Origin of the sequence: Pseudozobellia thermophila, assembly GCF_900141855.1 — a bacterium.
GTDB classification, from domain to species: Bacteria; Bacteroidota; Bacteroidia; order Flavobacteriales; family Flavobacteriaceae; genus Pseudozobellia; species Pseudozobellia thermophila.
In genome coordinates, this window is sequence record NZ_FQYU01000007.1 from 14,055 (window position 1) to 30,501 (window position 16,447).

16 protein-coding genes are annotated in these 16,447 nt (G+C 42.5%); 15 read left to right on the forward strand and 1 reads right to left on the reverse strand.

Annotated features, from left to right (window positions below; translation table 11 throughout):
- Nucleotides 1–30: 30 nt before the first annotated feature.
- The 13 genes from BUB37_RS15675 to BUB37_RS15740 all read left to right on the forward strand — a co-directional run bounded on the left by BUB37_RS15675 (nucleotide 31) and on the right by BUB37_RS15740 (nucleotide 12,020).
- Nucleotides 31–1,020, forward strand: coding sequence for an AraC family transcriptional regulator (locus BUB37_RS15675; RefSeq protein WP_072994780.1), 990 nt, complete (start codon nucleotides 31–33; stop codon nucleotides 1,018–1,020).
- Nucleotides 1,021–1,247: 227 nt separating this feature from the next.
- A complete protein-coding gene (locus BUB37_RS15680; RefSeq protein WP_072994781.1) occupies nucleotides 1,248–1,649 on the forward strand; it encodes a DUF5367 family protein in 402 nt (133 codons plus the stop codon).
- Between the two features lie 12 nt (nucleotides 1,650–1,661).
- Nucleotides 1,662–2,483, forward strand: a complete 822-nt coding sequence (locus tag BUB37_RS15685; RefSeq protein WP_072994782.1) for an NmrA family NAD(P)-binding protein — start codon at nucleotides 1,662–1,664, stop codon at nucleotides 2,481–2,483.
- A 15-nt stretch (nucleotides 2,484–2,498) separates the two neighbouring features.
- Entirely contained in the window at nucleotides 2,499–2,915 is a 417-nt protein-coding gene (locus tag BUB37_RS15690) for a hypothetical protein (RefSeq protein WP_072994783.1), read from the forward strand.
- A 2-nt stretch (nucleotides 2,916–2,917) separates the two neighbouring features.
- On the forward strand, nucleotides 2,918–4,609 hold the full coding sequence (locus BUB37_RS15695; RefSeq protein WP_072994784.1) for a serine hydrolase domain-containing protein: 1,692 nt from the start codon (nucleotides 2,918–2,920) through the stop codon (nucleotides 4,607–4,609).
- Between the two features lie 2 nt (nucleotides 4,610–4,611).
- Nucleotides 4,612–5,559, forward strand: a complete 948-nt coding sequence (locus tag BUB37_RS15700) for a PD40 domain-containing protein (protein ID WP_072994785.1) — start codon at nucleotides 4,612–4,614, stop codon at nucleotides 5,557–5,559.
- Nucleotides 5,556–6,011 (forward strand): GNAT family N-acetyltransferase, encoded by a 456-nt coding sequence (locus BUB37_RS15705; RefSeq protein WP_072994786.1) that lies wholly within the window; start codon nucleotides 5,556–5,558, stop codon nucleotides 6,009–6,011. The genes BUB37_RS15700 and BUB37_RS15705 overlap by 4 nt, the downstream gene beginning before the upstream one ends.
- 294 nt (nucleotides 6,012–6,305) lie before the next feature.
- A complete protein-coding gene (locus BUB37_RS15710; protein ID WP_094766765.1) occupies nucleotides 6,306–7,139 on the forward strand; it encodes a sugar phosphate isomerase/epimerase family protein in 834 nt (277 codons plus the stop codon).
- A 379-nt stretch (nucleotides 7,140–7,518) separates the two neighbouring features.
- Nucleotides 7,519–7,986, forward strand: coding sequence for a DinB family protein (locus BUB37_RS15720; protein WP_072994788.1), 468 nt, complete (start codon nucleotides 7,519–7,521; stop codon nucleotides 7,984–7,986).
- Nucleotides 7,987–8,005: 19 nt separating this feature from the next.
- On the forward strand, nucleotides 8,006–8,542 hold the full coding sequence (locus tag BUB37_RS15725) for a Crp/Fnr family transcriptional regulator (RefSeq protein WP_072994789.1): 537 nt from the start codon (nucleotides 8,006–8,008) through the stop codon (nucleotides 8,540–8,542).
- Nucleotides 8,543–8,594: 52 nt separating this feature from the next.
- Nucleotides 8,595–9,149, forward strand: a complete 555-nt coding sequence (locus tag BUB37_RS15730; RefSeq protein WP_072994924.1) for a DinB family protein — start codon at nucleotides 8,595–8,597, stop codon at nucleotides 9,147–9,149.
- 272 nt (nucleotides 9,150–9,421) lie between these two features.
- Nucleotides 9,422–11,188 carry an FAD/NAD(P)-binding protein gene (locus BUB37_RS15735; RefSeq protein WP_072994790.1) on the forward strand — a complete coding sequence of 589 codons (1,767 nt, stop codon included), beginning with the start codon at nucleotides 9,422–9,424 and terminating at the stop codon, nucleotides 11,186–11,188.
- Nucleotides 11,189–11,558: 370 nt separating this feature from the next.
- Nucleotides 11,559–12,020, forward strand: coding sequence for a PepSY-like domain-containing protein (locus BUB37_RS15740; protein WP_094766766.1), 462 nt, complete (start codon nucleotides 11,559–11,561; stop codon nucleotides 12,018–12,020).
- Nucleotides 12,021–12,148: 128 nt separating this feature from the next.
- Here BUB37_RS15740 and BUB37_RS15745 read toward each other — a convergent pair whose 3' ends face one another.
- A complete protein-coding gene (locus BUB37_RS15745) occupies nucleotides 12,149–13,657 on the reverse strand; it encodes a succinate CoA transferase (protein ID WP_072994791.1) in 1,509 nt (502 codons plus the stop codon).
- Nucleotides 13,658–13,840: 183 nt separating this feature from the next.
- Here BUB37_RS15745 and BUB37_RS15750 point away from each other — a divergent pair, with 183 nt between their 5' ends.
- A complete protein-coding gene (locus tag BUB37_RS15750; protein WP_072994792.1) occupies nucleotides 13,841–14,647 on the forward strand; it encodes a helix-turn-helix domain-containing protein in 807 nt (268 codons plus the stop codon).
- Between the two features lie 466 nt (nucleotides 14,648–15,113).
- The gene (locus tag BUB37_RS15760) at nucleotides 15,114–16,445 is read left to right on the forward strand and encodes a cytochrome ubiquinol oxidase subunit I (RefSeq protein WP_072994794.1); all 1,332 of its coding nucleotides are present in this window, start codon (nucleotides 15,114–15,116) and stop codon (nucleotides 16,443–16,445) included.
- Nucleotides 16,446–16,447 lie beyond the last annotated feature (2 nt).

Sequence of the window (16,447 nt, forward strand, 5' to 3'; positions counted from 1 at the left end):
ACACAATCAACAACTTAGTATTTTAAACCCATGAAATACTTTTCCGTAAACCTATATAGAAAAATGCTTGATTGTGCCATTGAGGAAGGCCTCTCCAGAGAGAGTCTTATGGATTTAACAACCCCCATTAACGCTTTGGATTCTTTACAAGTCGTTTCGGCTGAGGAGTTCCTAACCTTACATGAATTACTTGCCGATAAACTTGGGCACGGTTTTGCCGTAAGAGTAGGCCAAAAAATGGTAATCGAAGATTATGGCGTTTTAGGACTTTCTTGGCGCACATGCTCAACAGTTGGGGAGATTTTTGAACGTAGCGAACGCTACTTCAAACTATTATCCAACACCTTTGATTGGCAAATTAAGAAGGAAGGAAGCATTTCACATATAGTACTCAATCGTGAAGCACATCGAAAAGGAATGGAACTATCGACCGAGGCAAGTCTTTCAGCAACAGTAGTCGTACTCCAAGCCATGTCCGAAAAAGACATTTCCCCCATTCAAGTAAGTTTCAAACATAAAGAGCCCAAAGATCTCACTAGCCATAAAGCAGCATTTAATTGTCCTATTTTATTTGACCGACCACAATACTCAATCAGTTACAAAACAGCCGATTTAAATTTAAGAACCGCCAAGGCAGATGCCAGCATCAACAGGTATTTACTACAACAAGTTGATGAGAAGGCCAAAGGCATAAAAATTCCTGGCAATAAGTTTGTTCGTGATGTTGAAGCACTTATAAAAGATGCGCTTCCAACAGGCATTCCAAGCATACATTATATCAGTGACCTTGCGGCTATGAGCAATCGAACATTGACCCGCAGACTTTCCGAAGCTGGTGTTACCTATCGTGATTTGGTTAAAAAAACCCAAGAAAAAATCGCAAAAGAAATGCTACGCAAAAACACTGTGAGTATAGGCGAGATTGCGTTCTTAACAGGTTTTTCAGAACAAAGTGCCTTTAATCGTGCTTTTAAAAAATGGACTGACCTCACCCCATCTGAATTCAGAAAAAACAATTAGAATGCTCTTTTTGGCGTAAACTGTCAAAATCTTGTCTTTAAGTGTCAAAAAAACCATTTGATCGCTTCACACCTTTGTATCATCAAATTGACTACTCGATTATAGATAAAGACATCAATCACTTTAGCGGCCGTGTCATGGATAACCAATAAACAGTAATGCTGGCAAAGGGTTATCCAAAATACTGAATCGAGCCATAGAAATTACAAATCAAAAAACGAACAGTCATGAAACAATTAAGAGCTATTGGTATTGGCGTTATTATCTGGATCATTGGGGTCAGTCTTTATACACTTTCCTTTTACATCCAAGTTTTACAAAATGCGGAACAACAAGCAAATATGCTGCTTTTTATTTCAGTCATACCATTGGTCTGGTATGGGGCAAGACTATACTACAAAAAAGAAACGAACACACATGGATATTGGGTTGGGCAAACCTTTTTTTTAACCGCAACAGCCTTGGATGCTATAATAACGGTTCCTGTTTTTGTTATCCCAAATGGAGGCTCCTATTATCAATTTTTCACGGATTTAGGATTTTGGCTTATAGGCTTTGAATTCTTAGGCATAACAGTACTCTATTGGTATATCAAGGTAGAAATCAATAAACAAAACCAAATTACATAAAACGCATATATCATGAAACAAAACATTTTAGTTATCGGAGGTACAGGAAAAACAGGTCGTCGGGTTGCAAAAAAATTAAAAGAATCTGGCCACAATGTGCGCATTGTTGGTAGAAAAACAAACCCGGTATTTGATTGGGAAAATCCTGAAACCTACAATGCTGCTTTAAAAGATATGGATAGAGCCTACATCGTATATTATCCTGATTTAGCTGTCCCTGGAGCCAGAGATGCCATTGGCAAACTGGTTGAAAAAGCTATAAAGGCAGGATTGGATAAAGTCGTTTTACTATCAGGAAAGGGAGAAACTGAAGCAGAAGCTTGCGAGCAAATCGTGGCAAATTCCGGATTAAATTATACACTGGTTAGAGCATCATGGTTTAACCAAAACTTTAGTGAAGGCGCCTTTTTGGAATTTGTGCGGCAAGGTACCGTGGCCCTGCCAATGCCAGAGGCTGAGATTCCTTTTGTGGATGCCGATGATATTGCAGATGTGGTTTCAAAAGTACTGATGGATGATACTTTCAACGGGAAAACCATAACCGTAACAGGACCTCAAAAAAGTACCTTTAAGGAAGTGACCGGTATCATGGCCGAAGCCATAGATAAACCCATTCAATTTGTACCTATTTCCATTGATGAGTTTAAGGAAAGTATGCGAAAAGCCGGCTTGCCCAATACTTACGTCTGGCTCTTCGGTTATTTGTTCAAAGAAGTATTAGGCAACCCAGACAACCAAGAAGTTTCCAATGATGTTGCCGTAGTGTTGGGTAGGCCCGCGAAAGATTTTGAAACGTATGCTAAGGAAACTGCGGCAACTGGTATTTGGGGTTAGCAAAAAAGAATCGAAATGATATTTAAAAAAAGTACAATTACATTCGTCATTCTCTTGTATGCTCTAGCTGTACCTTTTTTAGAAATTAATGACACTCATGTATTTAACCCTGACTGGACACCACATGCAAAAATTCATGAAGTATGGCAACTCATCACCAATTCGGCAATAGGAGTTTTATGTTTATGGTTGCTTTGGGCCAAAAAAGAGAACAAGTTAAGCTCACTATTGAGCATGTTAGTAACTGGTGGGTTTTTGTTGGCTTACTTATTACAGGATTTGTATGGCGGCTCAATGAAATATCTAGACGGAAGTGAAAAAACAATTTTAGGTCTAAACATAGGAGTTTTGGGATTCGGTCTGGGTTTCACATTATTAGTGATCGTCCATTTTTATGGTTTTGGTGATACCGGTAAAGCATCTAAACACTAAAAATGAATATGAAAACAACTTTTCAATTCATAAGGTTCTTACTGCTTATTTTAAATGCCGTTACCATACATGCCCAAAACAATAGTGGACCAATCAACATCCATCACATAACAACGAAAATCGATAGCCTTTTAAGTAATTATAATGAGAATGAACCGGGCGTTGCCATTGGTCTTGTAAAAAACAATCAGTTGATCTATGAAAAGTACTTTGGATTGGCCAATCTTGACTATGGGACACCGATTCACAAAGGGACTTCCTTTCATGTGGCTTCGGTTTCAAAACAGTTTACCGCATTTGCCATTTTCTTACTTGAAGACGAAGGAAAACTGTCTTTGGAGGATGATATTGGAATCCATCTTCCTGAGATGCACGAATTTGAGCACAAAATTACCATTGGCCATTTGCTAAATCACACAAGTGGGCTAAAAGACAAGTATAACCTATTACGCCTCTCTGGTTGGACGCTAGATGATGTCATTACCAATGAACAGGTGTTGAAGATTATTTTTAATCAAGAGACCTTAAATTTCAAACCCAACGAAAATCATATGTATAGCAATACCAACTATGTATTGTTGGCAGAAATCGTAGCTAGGGTATCGAAGATGTCCTTTGCCGAGTTTACGCATAAACACATTTTTGAACCCCTAAGGATGTATGATTCCAAATTTGTAGATCAAAAAGGACAGGTTGTTAAAAATAAAAGCCTTTCCTATTTCAAAGTCGATTCAATATACGTTGAAGATCTATTTAATAACTTCAGTGTTGGTGCTACCAACCTTAACACGACAATTACAGATTTGAGTAAATGGCTTATTAATTATGACACAAAAAAAGTCGGTAGCCCAGCTATCTTTAAAAAAATGCAAACCTTACGGCATTTGAACAATGGAGAAACCTACGGCTATGCAAATGGTTTGTTCATCAACACCTATAAAGGGTTCAAACGTATTGAACACAGTGGACAGGACGCCAGCTATCAGTCTTATTTGGCAAGATTTCCAGAACTGAACTTGAGTGTGATCTTTACAAATACGAATGGTGAAATCAATGGCTCCAGAATGGTGTATGATATCATGGACATTTGTCTAGAACCCTATCTTAAAAATAAAAAATCAATTTCATCACCCAAAAAACTATTAACCCACAAAAAACCTATTAAGAAAGGAACGGCATATTTAAAACAATTTGAGGGCCATTATTGGGATGAAGATGATACATATTCACGCCACATTAAAGTTGAAAATGACACCTTGCGTTTTATTACCAAGAATGGCAACACTGCCTTAGTGCCAGTAGGCGAACATGCTTTTGAAATGGATATTCATGACTATGTGGGTATCTCCTTTGCAAACAACCAGATGATTATGACACTGGGTGATGGCTATCAAATCATTTCAGAAAAATATACTCCTGCACAATACAATGCAACTACTCTTGAAGAATTTACCGGAAGATATTACAGCTCTGAATTGAATGCCTACTACTCATTTTATGTGAAAGAAAATCAATTGGTTGCAAAACACACAAGACTGGGTGATTTCAAATTAAATGCTATTAAAAATGACTATTTCATTGGTAATAAAGGGTCATTTCTAAAGGTGGTTTTTATAAGAAACTCTGCTAATGATATTATTGGATTTGAGGTATCCAGCAGTAGGGCGAAAAATGTATCATTCGTAAAAATATAATTATGAAAGGTGTTAACGTTACTTTTCTATTCATAGTCCTTCATTTGTTTTCTTGCAGTAAAGAAACAGAATCAAATATAGTGCTGTTAGATCCTGACATTCCAACTGACACGCCTTTGGTTTTTGGGGAAGGGATTATTTCAACTGAGAGCTACGAGTTTGCAATTACCTTTACTCCAGAAATGGACGAACTTTATTTTACACGGAGAAAACCTGGAGAAGACAATACAATTTATTGCATGCAATTAGTTGACGATAAGTGGTCCAGCCCAAAACCTGCATTTTTTACAGCAACCAAAGGGTGGGATTTCGAACCTCATATCAACCCAAAAGGGGATAAACTGTATTTTGGAAGTACACGACCTCTAAACGATACACCTAAACCACCAGGACTTCACCAATGGTATAGTAAGAGGGAAGCAAAGGGCTGGAGCACGCCAATACCGTTGCAGAAACCATTTGTAGATAGAACCATAATCATGTACTTGACCTCTACTGAAGAGGGTAATTTATATTTCACCGCTGGAGAGAAAGGAGATGCTCCAGAAGATTGGGTTATTTACAAGTCAATCAAAGAGGATGGTCAATACAAAAGTATTGATAGAATGGGAAAGGAAATCAATACTGCTGCCAAATGGGTAGCCCATTCATACATAGCTCCAAACGAAAGCTATATGATTTATGATTTTAAGAGTGATTTAGGTTATGGTGAAAGTGATTTGTACATCAGTTTTAATAAAAATGAAAAATGGTCAAGGCCCTTTAACATGGGGCCCAAGATAAACACAGATCAAACTGAAATGGCTGCAAGTGTATCGCCCGATGGCAAGTATTTGTTTTTCCATAGAGGCGGAGAAAATGAGGGTAATATTTATTGGGTGGGTTTTAGACCGATAAAAGAGGAAATGGAAAAGAATTTTAACCAACACCAATACTTGAAAGAACCATGAAATATAGAAAAGCAACAACCAATGACGTATTTACCATTGTAGAAATGATTGCTGACGATTCCTTGGGCCGTAAACGGGAAAACCTTACCATCCCATTGGCAAGATCCTATTATGACGCCTTTGAGCGAATCGATTCTGACCCAAACCAAGAACTGATGGTGGTCGAAAATGGAGATGGACAGATTATCGCTGTTTTTCAAATGACGTTTATCCCTTATTTAACATACCAAGGAGGTATTCGTGCACAAATTGAAGGAGTACGCGTGCATAAGAAACATCGGGGACTTGGTATTGGGAAAGCCATATTTCAATGGGCTATCCAAAGAGCGAAGGAACGCAAAGCTCATTTGTTGCAGTTGACCACCGACAAGAAACGTCCCGACGCCATTCGCTTTTATGAATCGCTTGGATTCAAGGCCACACATCAAGGCATGAAAATGCATTTGAATTAGATTAAAATACCAGTGCCAACACGGGTAACCAAGGGACAAGTCCATAATGAACAAAATTGCGCCCAGTTTTAAGCCCTTTTTAGGGCTTTTTCCCGATTACCGCCCCTACCCTGAAATCGCATGCCAGGATAACTATCGATAGACCGTGGGCGAAACGTACTTTTTTGTTAACTTGTGCAGCGGTACACGCCGTATAGATAATGGCTTGGTGCCCCTAGCCTATAGATCCACACAGATTTCGTATTCGGTATGCATGTGCTACATTGGCCAGGACGGAATCATTAAAAATGAAGAATGAAATTAAAAGTATTGGCGTTTCTGTTTGCGATTACCATCATGGCCTGCAGGGCACAGGAAGCAAGTACGGGACCACAGCCTCCCGCTGAAACCGGTGAAAAATTCAAAGTAGGAATAGCAGGCTATACCTTCGTAAAATTCGACCTCGATAAAACACTTGAAACAATGAAAGCGCTCGATGTACATTATTTATGCATCAAGGATTTTCATTTGCCCATGACGAGTACCGATGAGGAAATTGCCGCCTTTCATGAAAAATTGAAAGCCAGCCATGTTACCGGTTATGCCGTTGGCCCAATTTATATGAAAAGTAAAAAGGCAGTCGACCGGGCTTTTGAATATGCGAAAAGGGTTGGGGTAAAATTGATCGTCGGCGTACCCAACGTTGAGCTGCTTCCTTATGTGGACAAAAAAGTAAAAGAGTACGATTTTAAATTTGCGATTCATTTACACGGGCCGGATATTAAAATCTTTCCAGATGCCGAAGATGTCTGGAACCACACCAAAGACCTCGACCCGAGGATTGGAATGTGCTTGGACATCGGTCACGACACACGCAACGGCAAAGACCCCGTTGCCGACCTGAAAAAATACCATACCCGCGTTTTCGATATGCACATTAAGGATGTTACGGCCCCTACTAAATCGGGGTATTCACTCGAAGTAGGCCGTGGTATTATCGACTTTCCCGCACTGGTGAATATGATCAGAAAAGTTGGTTACACAGGGGTTTGCAGTATGGAACATGAAAGAAACCAAGACAATCCCTTTATGGGACTTGCCGAATCTGTCGGTTATTTCAGGGCCGTGATCGAAACCACGAAGAAATAGGAACCAAAATGACTTTGTTTTCAAAAGGTCGGGACTCTTAAACCCTTGCCCCCCTTAGTCCTTGCCCATAACAGCGGATAAAAAGCCGTTTCGGCCACTCCACGGAGGGGAAAAGGGGAAAGTCCGAAGCCCGGCCCGCATCCACAGTATCAAAAAAAAACCATCACCTTATTCAATACCCAAGGAAGTTGGGGCCAGACCGGCCTTGGCCATTATTGAAAAAATCAGGGTCGGGCTTAAGGCCCGATGGCCTTGCAAAAAGTTGGCATTTATCCGCTATATTTGGTAGCGGCCAGGGGAATGGCCCTTGCAAATGCTTGCAAAAGCCCAGCCGAAACCCAGGGCGTAATGTATAACGATACTTTCGAAAACAAGGAAAATGACCCAATCCGAACTCATCATCCTAAATTTTACGGAAATAAGGAGAAGAAGCATAGAAATTTGGAAGAAACTGCCTGAAAGCCACTATAATTGGAAACCTGACGAAAAAGCCATGACGGCCATAGAAATGGTCAGACACGTTTTGGAAGCCGATTACGGATGGAACATTATCATCAACAGGGGCAGTATGGCCAATTATCAAACACCCTGGGAAAATCGACCTTTCATCAGCGTTGCCGATGAAATTCAATTTGCCGAACCCTACAGAAATGCCTTTTTAAAGAGTGTGCGGCAATTTTCGGATACAGACCTGGCGGAAACGGAAATCGTCCACCCCGGAAATGGAGACAAAAAAACACTTGGAAAGTATTTGCTGCGGATCGGCTATCACGAATCCGTTCACGCAGGACAATTCCTTTCGTACCTAAGGGCAATGAAAATAGATCGTCCCGAGATATGGGACTAACACAATAACCCCAGCCAACATGAACCCTATTTCCAATCTGATCGATAAAATCAACAGCGAAAACCTCTGGGATGGAAAGGTAGAATTGCAGCGCAATGACTATTTAAAGGTACAGGGAAGTATCGACACCAATATCTACCTGGTTACCCATGGAAGCTTGAGGATCTTTATAATCAATCAATTCGAGGAGCATACCATTAGATTTGGGTACAAAAATAACCTGATAGCTGCTTTGGATTCATTTTTGACCGAACAACCTTCCGATTTCTATATCCAAGCCCTAAAAAAAACAACGCTCAACTATATGACCAAAAAAAACTTTGTCCCTTTTATCGAATCATCCAAAGCGAACAAAAACATATGGCTCGGTATTCTCGAAAATTTTGTTCTACAACAAATGGAAAGGGAAAGGGATATTCTAACCTCCTCCCCTATTGAACGTTACAATAGGGTTTTAAAGAGAAGTCCACAACTATTCCAGGAAATACCGAATAAATATATTGCATCCTATTTAAGAATGTCACCTGAAACGCTTTCCAGAATTAAAAAGTCTTGATTTCGGTCAAGGTTTTTCCCCGGTCAATTCTTGAAATTTGTACAAAAAACCCATGACAACAACAGCTCGAGAGTTACTGCAGGACCTATTGGAGATGACTCGCAAAAACATGAACGATGTCGAAAGGTTTAAATCCCGGTCGCCCGAATTTTTAAACTGGAAGGAAAACCCCAATAGCTGGAGCGTATTGGAATGCATAGAGCATTTAAATAGGTATGGCGATTTTTATATACCCGAGATAACAAAGCGGATAGAGGCCTCAAAACATAAAAATTCGGAACTGTTCAAAAGCAACTGGCTAGGCGAATACTTTAGCCGATCGGTAGCCTACCATAACGATTTAAATAAAATGAAAACCTTTAAATCCATGAATCCCATCAATTCAACATTGACCGTTCAAACCCTTGAAAAATTTATAGGCCAACAACATCGGATCATCGAACTACTCGACCGGTCAAAAAGCGTAAATCTCGATAAGACCAAAACAGCCATCTCCATATCAAAATGGGTCAAATTAAAACTGGGAGACACGCTCAGGGTGGTCGTCTACCATAATGAAAGGCACGTCAAACAAGCCGAAAAAACTTTAAAAAGGGCCCTTGAATAACTTGCCACGGGCCCCGTACGACCAAAGGGCCTACCTAAAAGCGCTTAAAGCATTACTTTAGGTCGCATTGGGCACCATCGAAAGATCGCGGTACTGTCAACCAGGTATTCCCTTCCCATATTGGCATTTCGCACGATAGGTGGTGCGTACATAAAAAATGGACCAATATACACCGGGACATTACCTCCAAACATCCCTGGTTTTCACTATATTTCCATTAAATTGGACAGCCGGCACATCGGGCCGCAAAGTTCCCCGTATAAAAACACGAAATGAAGGAGGTAAGAAAAGTTGGGATTATCGGCATAGGCCCCAGAGGAGGCTATGCCTTGGAAAGGCTGGTCCTTGAACTGGCAAGACAAAAAAGCCTTCACAACATTCATTTTTCCCTTTTCGAACCGACCGGAAATTTCGGAAACGGTCCGGTCTATGATTTACACCAAAACCCATCGAATTGGATCAATATTACCGAAAGGGTAATGGAGCTGCCCCGGAGGGAAGCCCTGGACAGCCCTGACTTGAAAATTCCCTCCTTTCCCTCCTACCACGAATGGGTCGGCAAAGATTACGATACAATTTCCGAGGACACCATGGACACCTACCCCCCTCGTAACCAAATAGGAAAATACCTGTCCCAAAGATTTGAGTCGCTCACCCTGCCCTTGATGGCTACGAATAGGGTTTCAATGTATGAGGAAGAGGTTAGGAAAATCGATTATTCCAATAAGGATACAATTCAAATACTAACCGATACGGGCACCCATACGGGATACGATGAAGTCGTGTTGACCATAGGCCATCAATTAACGGAAGCATCGCAACAGATAAAAGATTGGGACAAGTTTGCCTCCGACAAGGGAAGCATCAACTTGTTTAAAGCCCCGTACCCGACAACCGCCTATCTAGACCATCAGAACCTGAATGGAAAAAGTTGTATCGGTATCCGGGGGTTCGGATTGGCCATGATAGACGTAGTACGGGCCATCTCAGAAAAATTCGGAAAGTTTATCCTTGAGGATGGGCAAACCCGGGCATGCACTTACCAGGCAGGGAAGGAATGCCATGTTATGTATGTTCCGTTTTCGCTCGACGGGTTGCCCTCCGTCCCTAAACCCTTGAATGCCCGAGTCGACAACTGGTTTGAACCGTCAAAGGCGGCCCTTATCCGCTTTGAAGAACAGATAGGAGACCAACAAACCCAGCAAAAGGCAGGGAGCCCCCTTTTTCTAATAGCAAGTTTTGCTCCCATAGCAGCCGCCATTTATGCCCAACTGCCCAAGCCGGCACATGCGCAAAATCTATCAAAGACCGGTGTTGAGGAGTTGGTAATACAATGGCTCAAGGACCAAACTATTGACCATCCGCTTATCACCCCCGGCAATCAACCCGCCCTAAAAAGCATGGAGGAATTTGTGGAGATGGCCATTGGAAATAGGCCCATAAGCTTGGACTATTGCATCGGTCAGGTGTGGCGCCATTGCCAACCCTCCATATACAGGGCCTTGTCGTTCAACAACTGTTCAGACCGTGTTTTTGCCGAAATTATCGCCCTGGACGAATCGACAAAGAGATACTCCTATGGCCCTCCCGTCGACAGCATCCAGCAATTATTGGCATTGGGGAGGGCGGGCGCCCTCAACTTAGAATTCGTCAACGACCCCCATATCGAATTGACCGAAAAGGGCTGGAGGTTTGACCTCGAAGGCCGATCGGTTACGGCCACAATGATGATCGATTCCGTTTTGGATGCCCCTAAAATCAAATCGGTCAGGTCGCCCATCGTCAAAAACCTGCTCGAAGACAACTTAATGAAGGTTGTTCACGATGATTTGGGCATTAAAACCGATAAATACGGCTACCTGCTATCTAAAAACAATGATAGCGACAAGCCCATAGCACTCCTTGGTAGGCTCGCCAAGGGCACGGTTATCGGTGTAGATGCCATTTTGGAGTGCTTTGGCCCCCGCCCAAGGCAATGGGCCGAACAAGCGGCGGCCAAACACATTGATTGGTTGCATAAAATGAAGGCAGCCATGTAAACGGAGTTGGCACTTTTATTCAAACCCCTGCTTTTTTCGAGGGCGAATGGTGCCCATGTACCATTTTCCATCCTTCGGGCGCATTTACGGGCAACAAGGTCCTTCCCGAATTTGGGACAATGATCGGAATGACAGGTCAAGTTTTTGACCCCAGCCCTTCGTTAAGCCCCTTGTTCCATCCTTAAAAAGGAATTCCGATACACTTCAAAAAATTAATAGCAGCCCCTGCGATCCATTCCAAATTCTTTCCAGTTTTGGCTTCTACGTTTGCATTGTAATAAAAAAAACAAGCTATGGAGACCTGAAGAATACAGCCGTCATAATCGAACGATCAAAAAAAATCCAAGAAAAATTAATTCTATACATCACAATGAAAGACACTATTAAAATTCCCGTAATCGCAATGGCATCGATGCTAACCCTTTTTACCTCATGTAGTGACGATGACGACAATTCCAATGACATCTTTTTAAGCGAAGCAGAGATTCCCGAAAGCATCCAAACTTACATCAACGATCATTTTGGGGAAACTACGATCCTCAATGCCGAAAAAGAAACGGAAAACGATGGGGTAACCTATGAAATCCATTTATCGGACAACACCGATCTGGAGTTTAACGGCGATTTGGATATTGTTGATATCGACGGTACATCAAAACTTCCTGAATCTGTAATACCGGAAGCCATTCGCGACTATACCGCTACCAACTATCCGGACAATTACATTACCGATTGGGAATTGGAACTGGATCACCAACAGGTGGAATTGGACAACCATGTCGAGCTCGAATTTGACATGAACGGCGATTTTATCCGCATCGACAAGGATTGATTTTCCTCCTTTTTTCCGATTAAGGAAGCAGAACAAATGAAAATAGCTAGGTTTTATCCTAGCTATTTTCTATTTACACACATTTAAAAAAAGGACGCTTCCCGCTGTAAAGGACCGGCCTGGGCTAGCTAGGCATGGTCATCGGCATACTCCTGTATTTTCATGGTGCCTTGGTTCTTGAACCGGGTATGCCAGCTAAATGCTTTTTGTAGTATATGTGGTGTATGACCGCCCTGTTTGTAAGCCTCTTCGAAATATTGCGTCAATTGTTCCTTGTACTCCGGATGCACACAATTCTCGATAATCACCCGGGCCCTTTCTATAGGCGCCAATCCCCTGATATCGGCCAAGCCTTGCTCGGTGACCAGGATATCGACATCGTGCTCGGTATGGTCGGTATGCGAAACCATGGGAACAATATGTGATATCTTACCTCCTTTTGACATCGACGGGCAGGCAAAAATGCTCAGGTAGCCGTTTCTTGCAAAATCGCCCGAACCCCCGATACCGTTCATCATTTTGGTACCGGTGATATGGGTAGAGTTCACATTTCCGTATATATCGAACTCAATGGCGGTATTTATTCCAATAACTCCCAAACGGCTGATGACCTCGGCAGCATTACTGATGTTCTGGGGGCGTAATACGAGCTTGTCCTTATACTTTTCAAAATCACCGAACACCCTACGGGAGCATTCCTCGGTCACGGTGATGGAAGATGCCGAGGCGAATACCAATTTTCCGGAATCGAAAAGCTCAAAGGTACTGTCTTGAAGCACTTCGGAGTACATGGTCAGGTTCTTGAACCTGCTCTTGGTAAAACCCGATAGAATGGCATTGGCCGTTTTCCCGATACCTGCCTGCAAGGGCAGTAGCGACTCCGTTAACCTGCCTTCGTCCACCTCTTTTTCCAAAAAACCAAGAATATGGTTCGAAATGGCCGTGGTCTTCTCGTCCGGGGCGGCAATGACGGCCGGACTGTCGGGAACCTCGGTAAAAACAATGGCCGCTACCTTTTCCGGGTCTATTTTTATATAGGGCACACCAATTCTGGTGTCGGGATCACGGATGGGTATGACATCCCTATGGGGTTGCTTTTTTAAAAATTTTACATCGTGCACCCCGGCAAGGGTTTCCGGAAAGGTCTTGTTGATCTCTATAATGATCTTATCGGCCTTCTCGGTAAAGATCGGGGAATTACCGACCGAGGTGGTGGGTATAATATATCCTTCCTCGGTAACCGCCACCGCCTCTATAATGGCCACATCTATTTTAAAGGTATCTATACTCTGTAACATATCGGCGGTTTGCCCCAAGTGTTGGTCTACATATAGCACTTCATGGTTATTGATGCTCTTTCGCAAGGTAGGATCGGCCTGAAAAGGCATTCTTTTGTACAGGGCCCCGTTTTTGGCCAAATCGGCATCGGTATCATACCCTAATGAGGCCCCGCTCAAAACCGTCACCTTTAAATCTTCGTAAAGTGCCCTTTCTGCCACTTGTGGCAAAACGGTCTTGCTATCCCCGGCCTTGGTAAAACCACTGACTCCCAATACATCGCGGTTTTTAATGAGCAAGGCCGCCTTTTCAGGTGTTTGAACCTTGTCTTTGTAAGGCGCATATTTAATTCTATCCATCTTTCTAATATGTATTTTATAATTTTTGGTTGGAAAAATTTCCTATTTGATCATTATTTTTCCTTTGGTTGCCGTTTTATCAAAAACGAGCCTGTAATTTATAGAAGATATTTAATGTCTATTTATTTAAATAAGACAATGTTTTATTAATTTAGTGCATTGCCTCCATCATCACGACCATTCATGGACAGTAAGTATTATTTAACCGAGGTAGACAAGAATCCGCACAGTATTTTTTGCTACCACAATTTAATGGGAGAAACGTTCATTGAAGCCCACAGTCATGATAAAGGACAGTTTTTATATACCGAAGGGGGCGTGGTACATGTAAAGACCACCCGTAGAATGTACTATTTACCGGCCCGGCATTACATGTGGATACCGTCCGGGGTACAACATGCCATTTACCCCAGCTCGCCCCGTGTTGTCATGAGAAACCTATATTTTCCCATGTCGGTTACCACCACCGGATTTTACAAAAAAGAAGGCATCTACCCGATCAACAACCTACTGATGGAGCTATTGCTATTTACCAAAAACTGGAACGGCGACATCGCCAAGTCCCAAAAAAGCAAATATGCCATTGTTTGCGCCTTTAAGGAACTGTTGGGGCAAACGGTCTCCAAATCCCTGCACATAGAGTTGCCTCATGCTACGGACAAACGATTGGTCTCCATTATCAAGTACCTTACCGAAAACATTCAGCACGAACACCATTTGCCTGAATTGGCATCCCGTTTTAGCATGACGGACAAGTCGTTGTACCGTCTTTTTAAAAAAGACCTGGGCATGTCGTTTATCAAGTATTACACCCAGTTGCGGATCTTTAAATCCTTGGAATATTTAATAAACTCCGACCATACCATTTCAGAAATAGCGCACATGGTAGGTTATAACAGTCTGCCCACTTTCAGCAACACCTTCACGAAAATCATGGGAAAACGGCCTTCGGAGTACAGAACATCGAACGAAGTATACTTGGCACCTTAGTCCTGTAATACGCCCCAATAATGTCCAAAACGGTTAAGAACACCGGTCTCCGTTCTTTCGTGCCGGTGCCTGCGCCCGATGGGTCCCTACCTGGTCGCAGTACAACGGCCAATCGACGACAACCCACAAAAAAAGGATGTCTATAAGGAACAAGAAATCAAAGCCCTACTTTTACAGGCTTTCTTTTTTAGCCTTCATAAAGGCGAGCTCCCCGACTTGCCCAAAACCCATTCTTACCTACAAGTTAAGTACTATTTATGTATAAAACAGCCAGATATACTGTCCTTTGCTTAAAGAATTCCCCAAAATATTCAAAGACCTTAAAAAAGGAAAAATTATTGCTATCCCCCTCCTGATAAAGTCAGTCATTTTAAGTATTTTTAACTAGAATTTACCGCTATCGATTACGCGTCCATTGCCCCACATATAGCGTGTAGGTAGGGTTTGCAATAATGATGAGCGTTTTATGGAAGACATGCTATTTTACGATAGGATGCAGTTCGCATTTACTATCACCTTTCACTACCTGTTTCCACAATTGACCATGGGACTATCGCTGATGATCGTCTATTTTAAGTGGAAGTTTCTCAAGACCAAAATCGACAAATACAACGATGCCGCTAAGTTTTGGATGAAGATTTTCGCCTTAAACTTTGCCATGGGCGTGGTTACCGGTATTCCCATGGAATTTCAATTCGGCACCAACTGGGCCAAGTTTTCGGAACTGACCGGGGGCATCATCGGTCAGACCCTGGCAATGGAAGGTATGTTTTCCTTCTTTTTGGAATCGTCCTTTCTGGGCCTTTTTTTATTTGGAGAAAAGCTTTTGGGCCATAAACTGCACTTTGTCACCGGGTTTTTGGTCTTCTTGGGTTCATGGGCCAGTGGATACCTTATTATCGCCACCCATTCGTGGATGCAATACCCCGTTGGCTATGAAATCTTGGAAAACGGCAAGTTCGTATTGAACAATTTCGGGGCCTTGTTTTCCAACCCCTGGCTATTACCTTCCTATCTGCACAACCAGGCGGCTTCGTTGGTTACTTCGTCCTTTGTGGTTTCGGCCGTAGGAGCCTTTTACCTGCTCAACGACAAACACCATGGCTTCGGTAAAATCTTTGTAAGGACCGGTGTGGTCTTTGGCCTGATTGCGAGTCTACTGGTAGCTTTTCCAACAGGGGATTGGGCCGCAAAGAACGTGGCCAAGCACCAGCCCGTAACCTTCGCCGCCATGGAAGGCATCTTTGAAACCGAAGATGGGGGCTCTGAAATAGTACTGATCGGGCAACCCAACATGCTGGAGAAAAAACTGGACAACAAAATCGCGGTACCCAACATCCTAAGTTTCTTGACCTATCAAAAATGGGACGCGCAAATTAAGGGCCTTAACGAATTCGAGCCCAAAGACTATCCCACCAATGTTCCCGGCCTCTATTACGCCTACCATATTATGGTGGGTTTGGGCACTGTTTTTATAGGCTTGATGCTATTGGCGGGCGTACAGCTCATCCGGAAAAAACTATATAAGACCAAATGGATCTTGTGGTCGCTTATGTTTATGCTGCCCTTTCCGTATATTGCCAATACGACGGGCTGGTATACCGCCGAACTGGGCCGACAGCCCTGGCTCGTATACAATTTACTGCGTACCGTCGATGGTGCCTCGCCAACGGTTTCCTCGGGAAATACCCTGTTTACCTTGCTCGGCTTTATTGGCCTGTACTTGCTTTTGGGGCTTTTGTTCTTGATGCTCGCAGGAAAGATAATCAATAAGGGCCCACAACTTAATCAGCACTAGTT

Coding starts and splice junctions, on each gene's coding strand:
- BUB37_RS15730 (WP_072994924.1), top strand. CDS start 8,595: ATGACAACAACAGCTCGAGAGTTACTGCAGGACCTATTGGAGATGACT.
- BUB37_RS15725 (WP_072994789.1), top strand. CDS start 8,006: ATGAACCCTATTTCCAATCTGATCGATAAAATCAACAGCGAAAACCTC.
- BUB37_RS15740 (WP_094766766.1), top strand. CDS start 11,559: ATGAAAGACACTATTAAAATTCCCGTAATCGCAATGGCATCGATGCTA.
- BUB37_RS15700 (WP_072994785.1), top strand. CDS start 4,612: ATGAAAGGTGTTAACGTTACTTTTCTATTCATAGTCCTTCATTTGTTT.
- BUB37_RS15720 (WP_072994788.1), top strand. CDS start 7,519: ATGACCCAATCCGAACTCATCATCCTAAATTTTACGGAAATAAGGAGA.
- BUB37_RS15690 (WP_072994783.1), top strand. CDS start 2,499: ATGATATTTAAAAAAAGTACAATTACATTCGTCATTCTCTTGTATGCT.
- BUB37_RS15750 (WP_072994792.1), top strand. CDS start 13,841: ATGGACAGTAAGTATTATTTAACCGAGGTAGACAAGAATCCGCACAGT.
- BUB37_RS15710 (WP_094766765.1), top strand. CDS start 6,306: ATGAAATTAAAAGTATTGGCGTTTCTGTTTGCGATTACCATCATGGCC.
- BUB37_RS15745 (WP_072994791.1), bottom strand. CDS start 13,657: ATGGATAGAATTAAATATGCGCCTTACAAAGACAAGGTTCAAACACCT.
- BUB37_RS15735 (WP_072994790.1), top strand. CDS start 9,422: ATGAAGGAGGTAAGAAAAGTTGGGATTATCGGCATAGGCCCCAGAGGA.
- BUB37_RS15680 (WP_072994781.1), top strand. CDS start 1,248: ATGAAACAATTAAGAGCTATTGGTATTGGCGTTATTATCTGGATCATT.
- BUB37_RS15675 (WP_072994780.1), top strand. CDS start 31: ATGAAATACTTTTCCGTAAACCTATATAGAAAAATGCTTGATTGTGCC.
- BUB37_RS15685 (WP_072994782.1), top strand. CDS start 1,662: ATGAAACAAAACATTTTAGTTATCGGAGGTACAGGAAAAACAGGTCGT.
- BUB37_RS15705 (WP_072994786.1), top strand. CDS start 5,556: ATGAAATATAGAAAAGCAACAACCAATGACGTATTTACCATTGTAGAA.
- BUB37_RS15760 (WP_072994794.1), top strand. CDS start 15,114: ATGGAAGACATGCTATTTTACGATAGGATGCAGTTCGCATTTACTATC.
- BUB37_RS15695 (WP_072994784.1), top strand. CDS start 2,918: ATGAATATGAAAACAACTTTTCAATTCATAAGGTTCTTACTGCTTATT.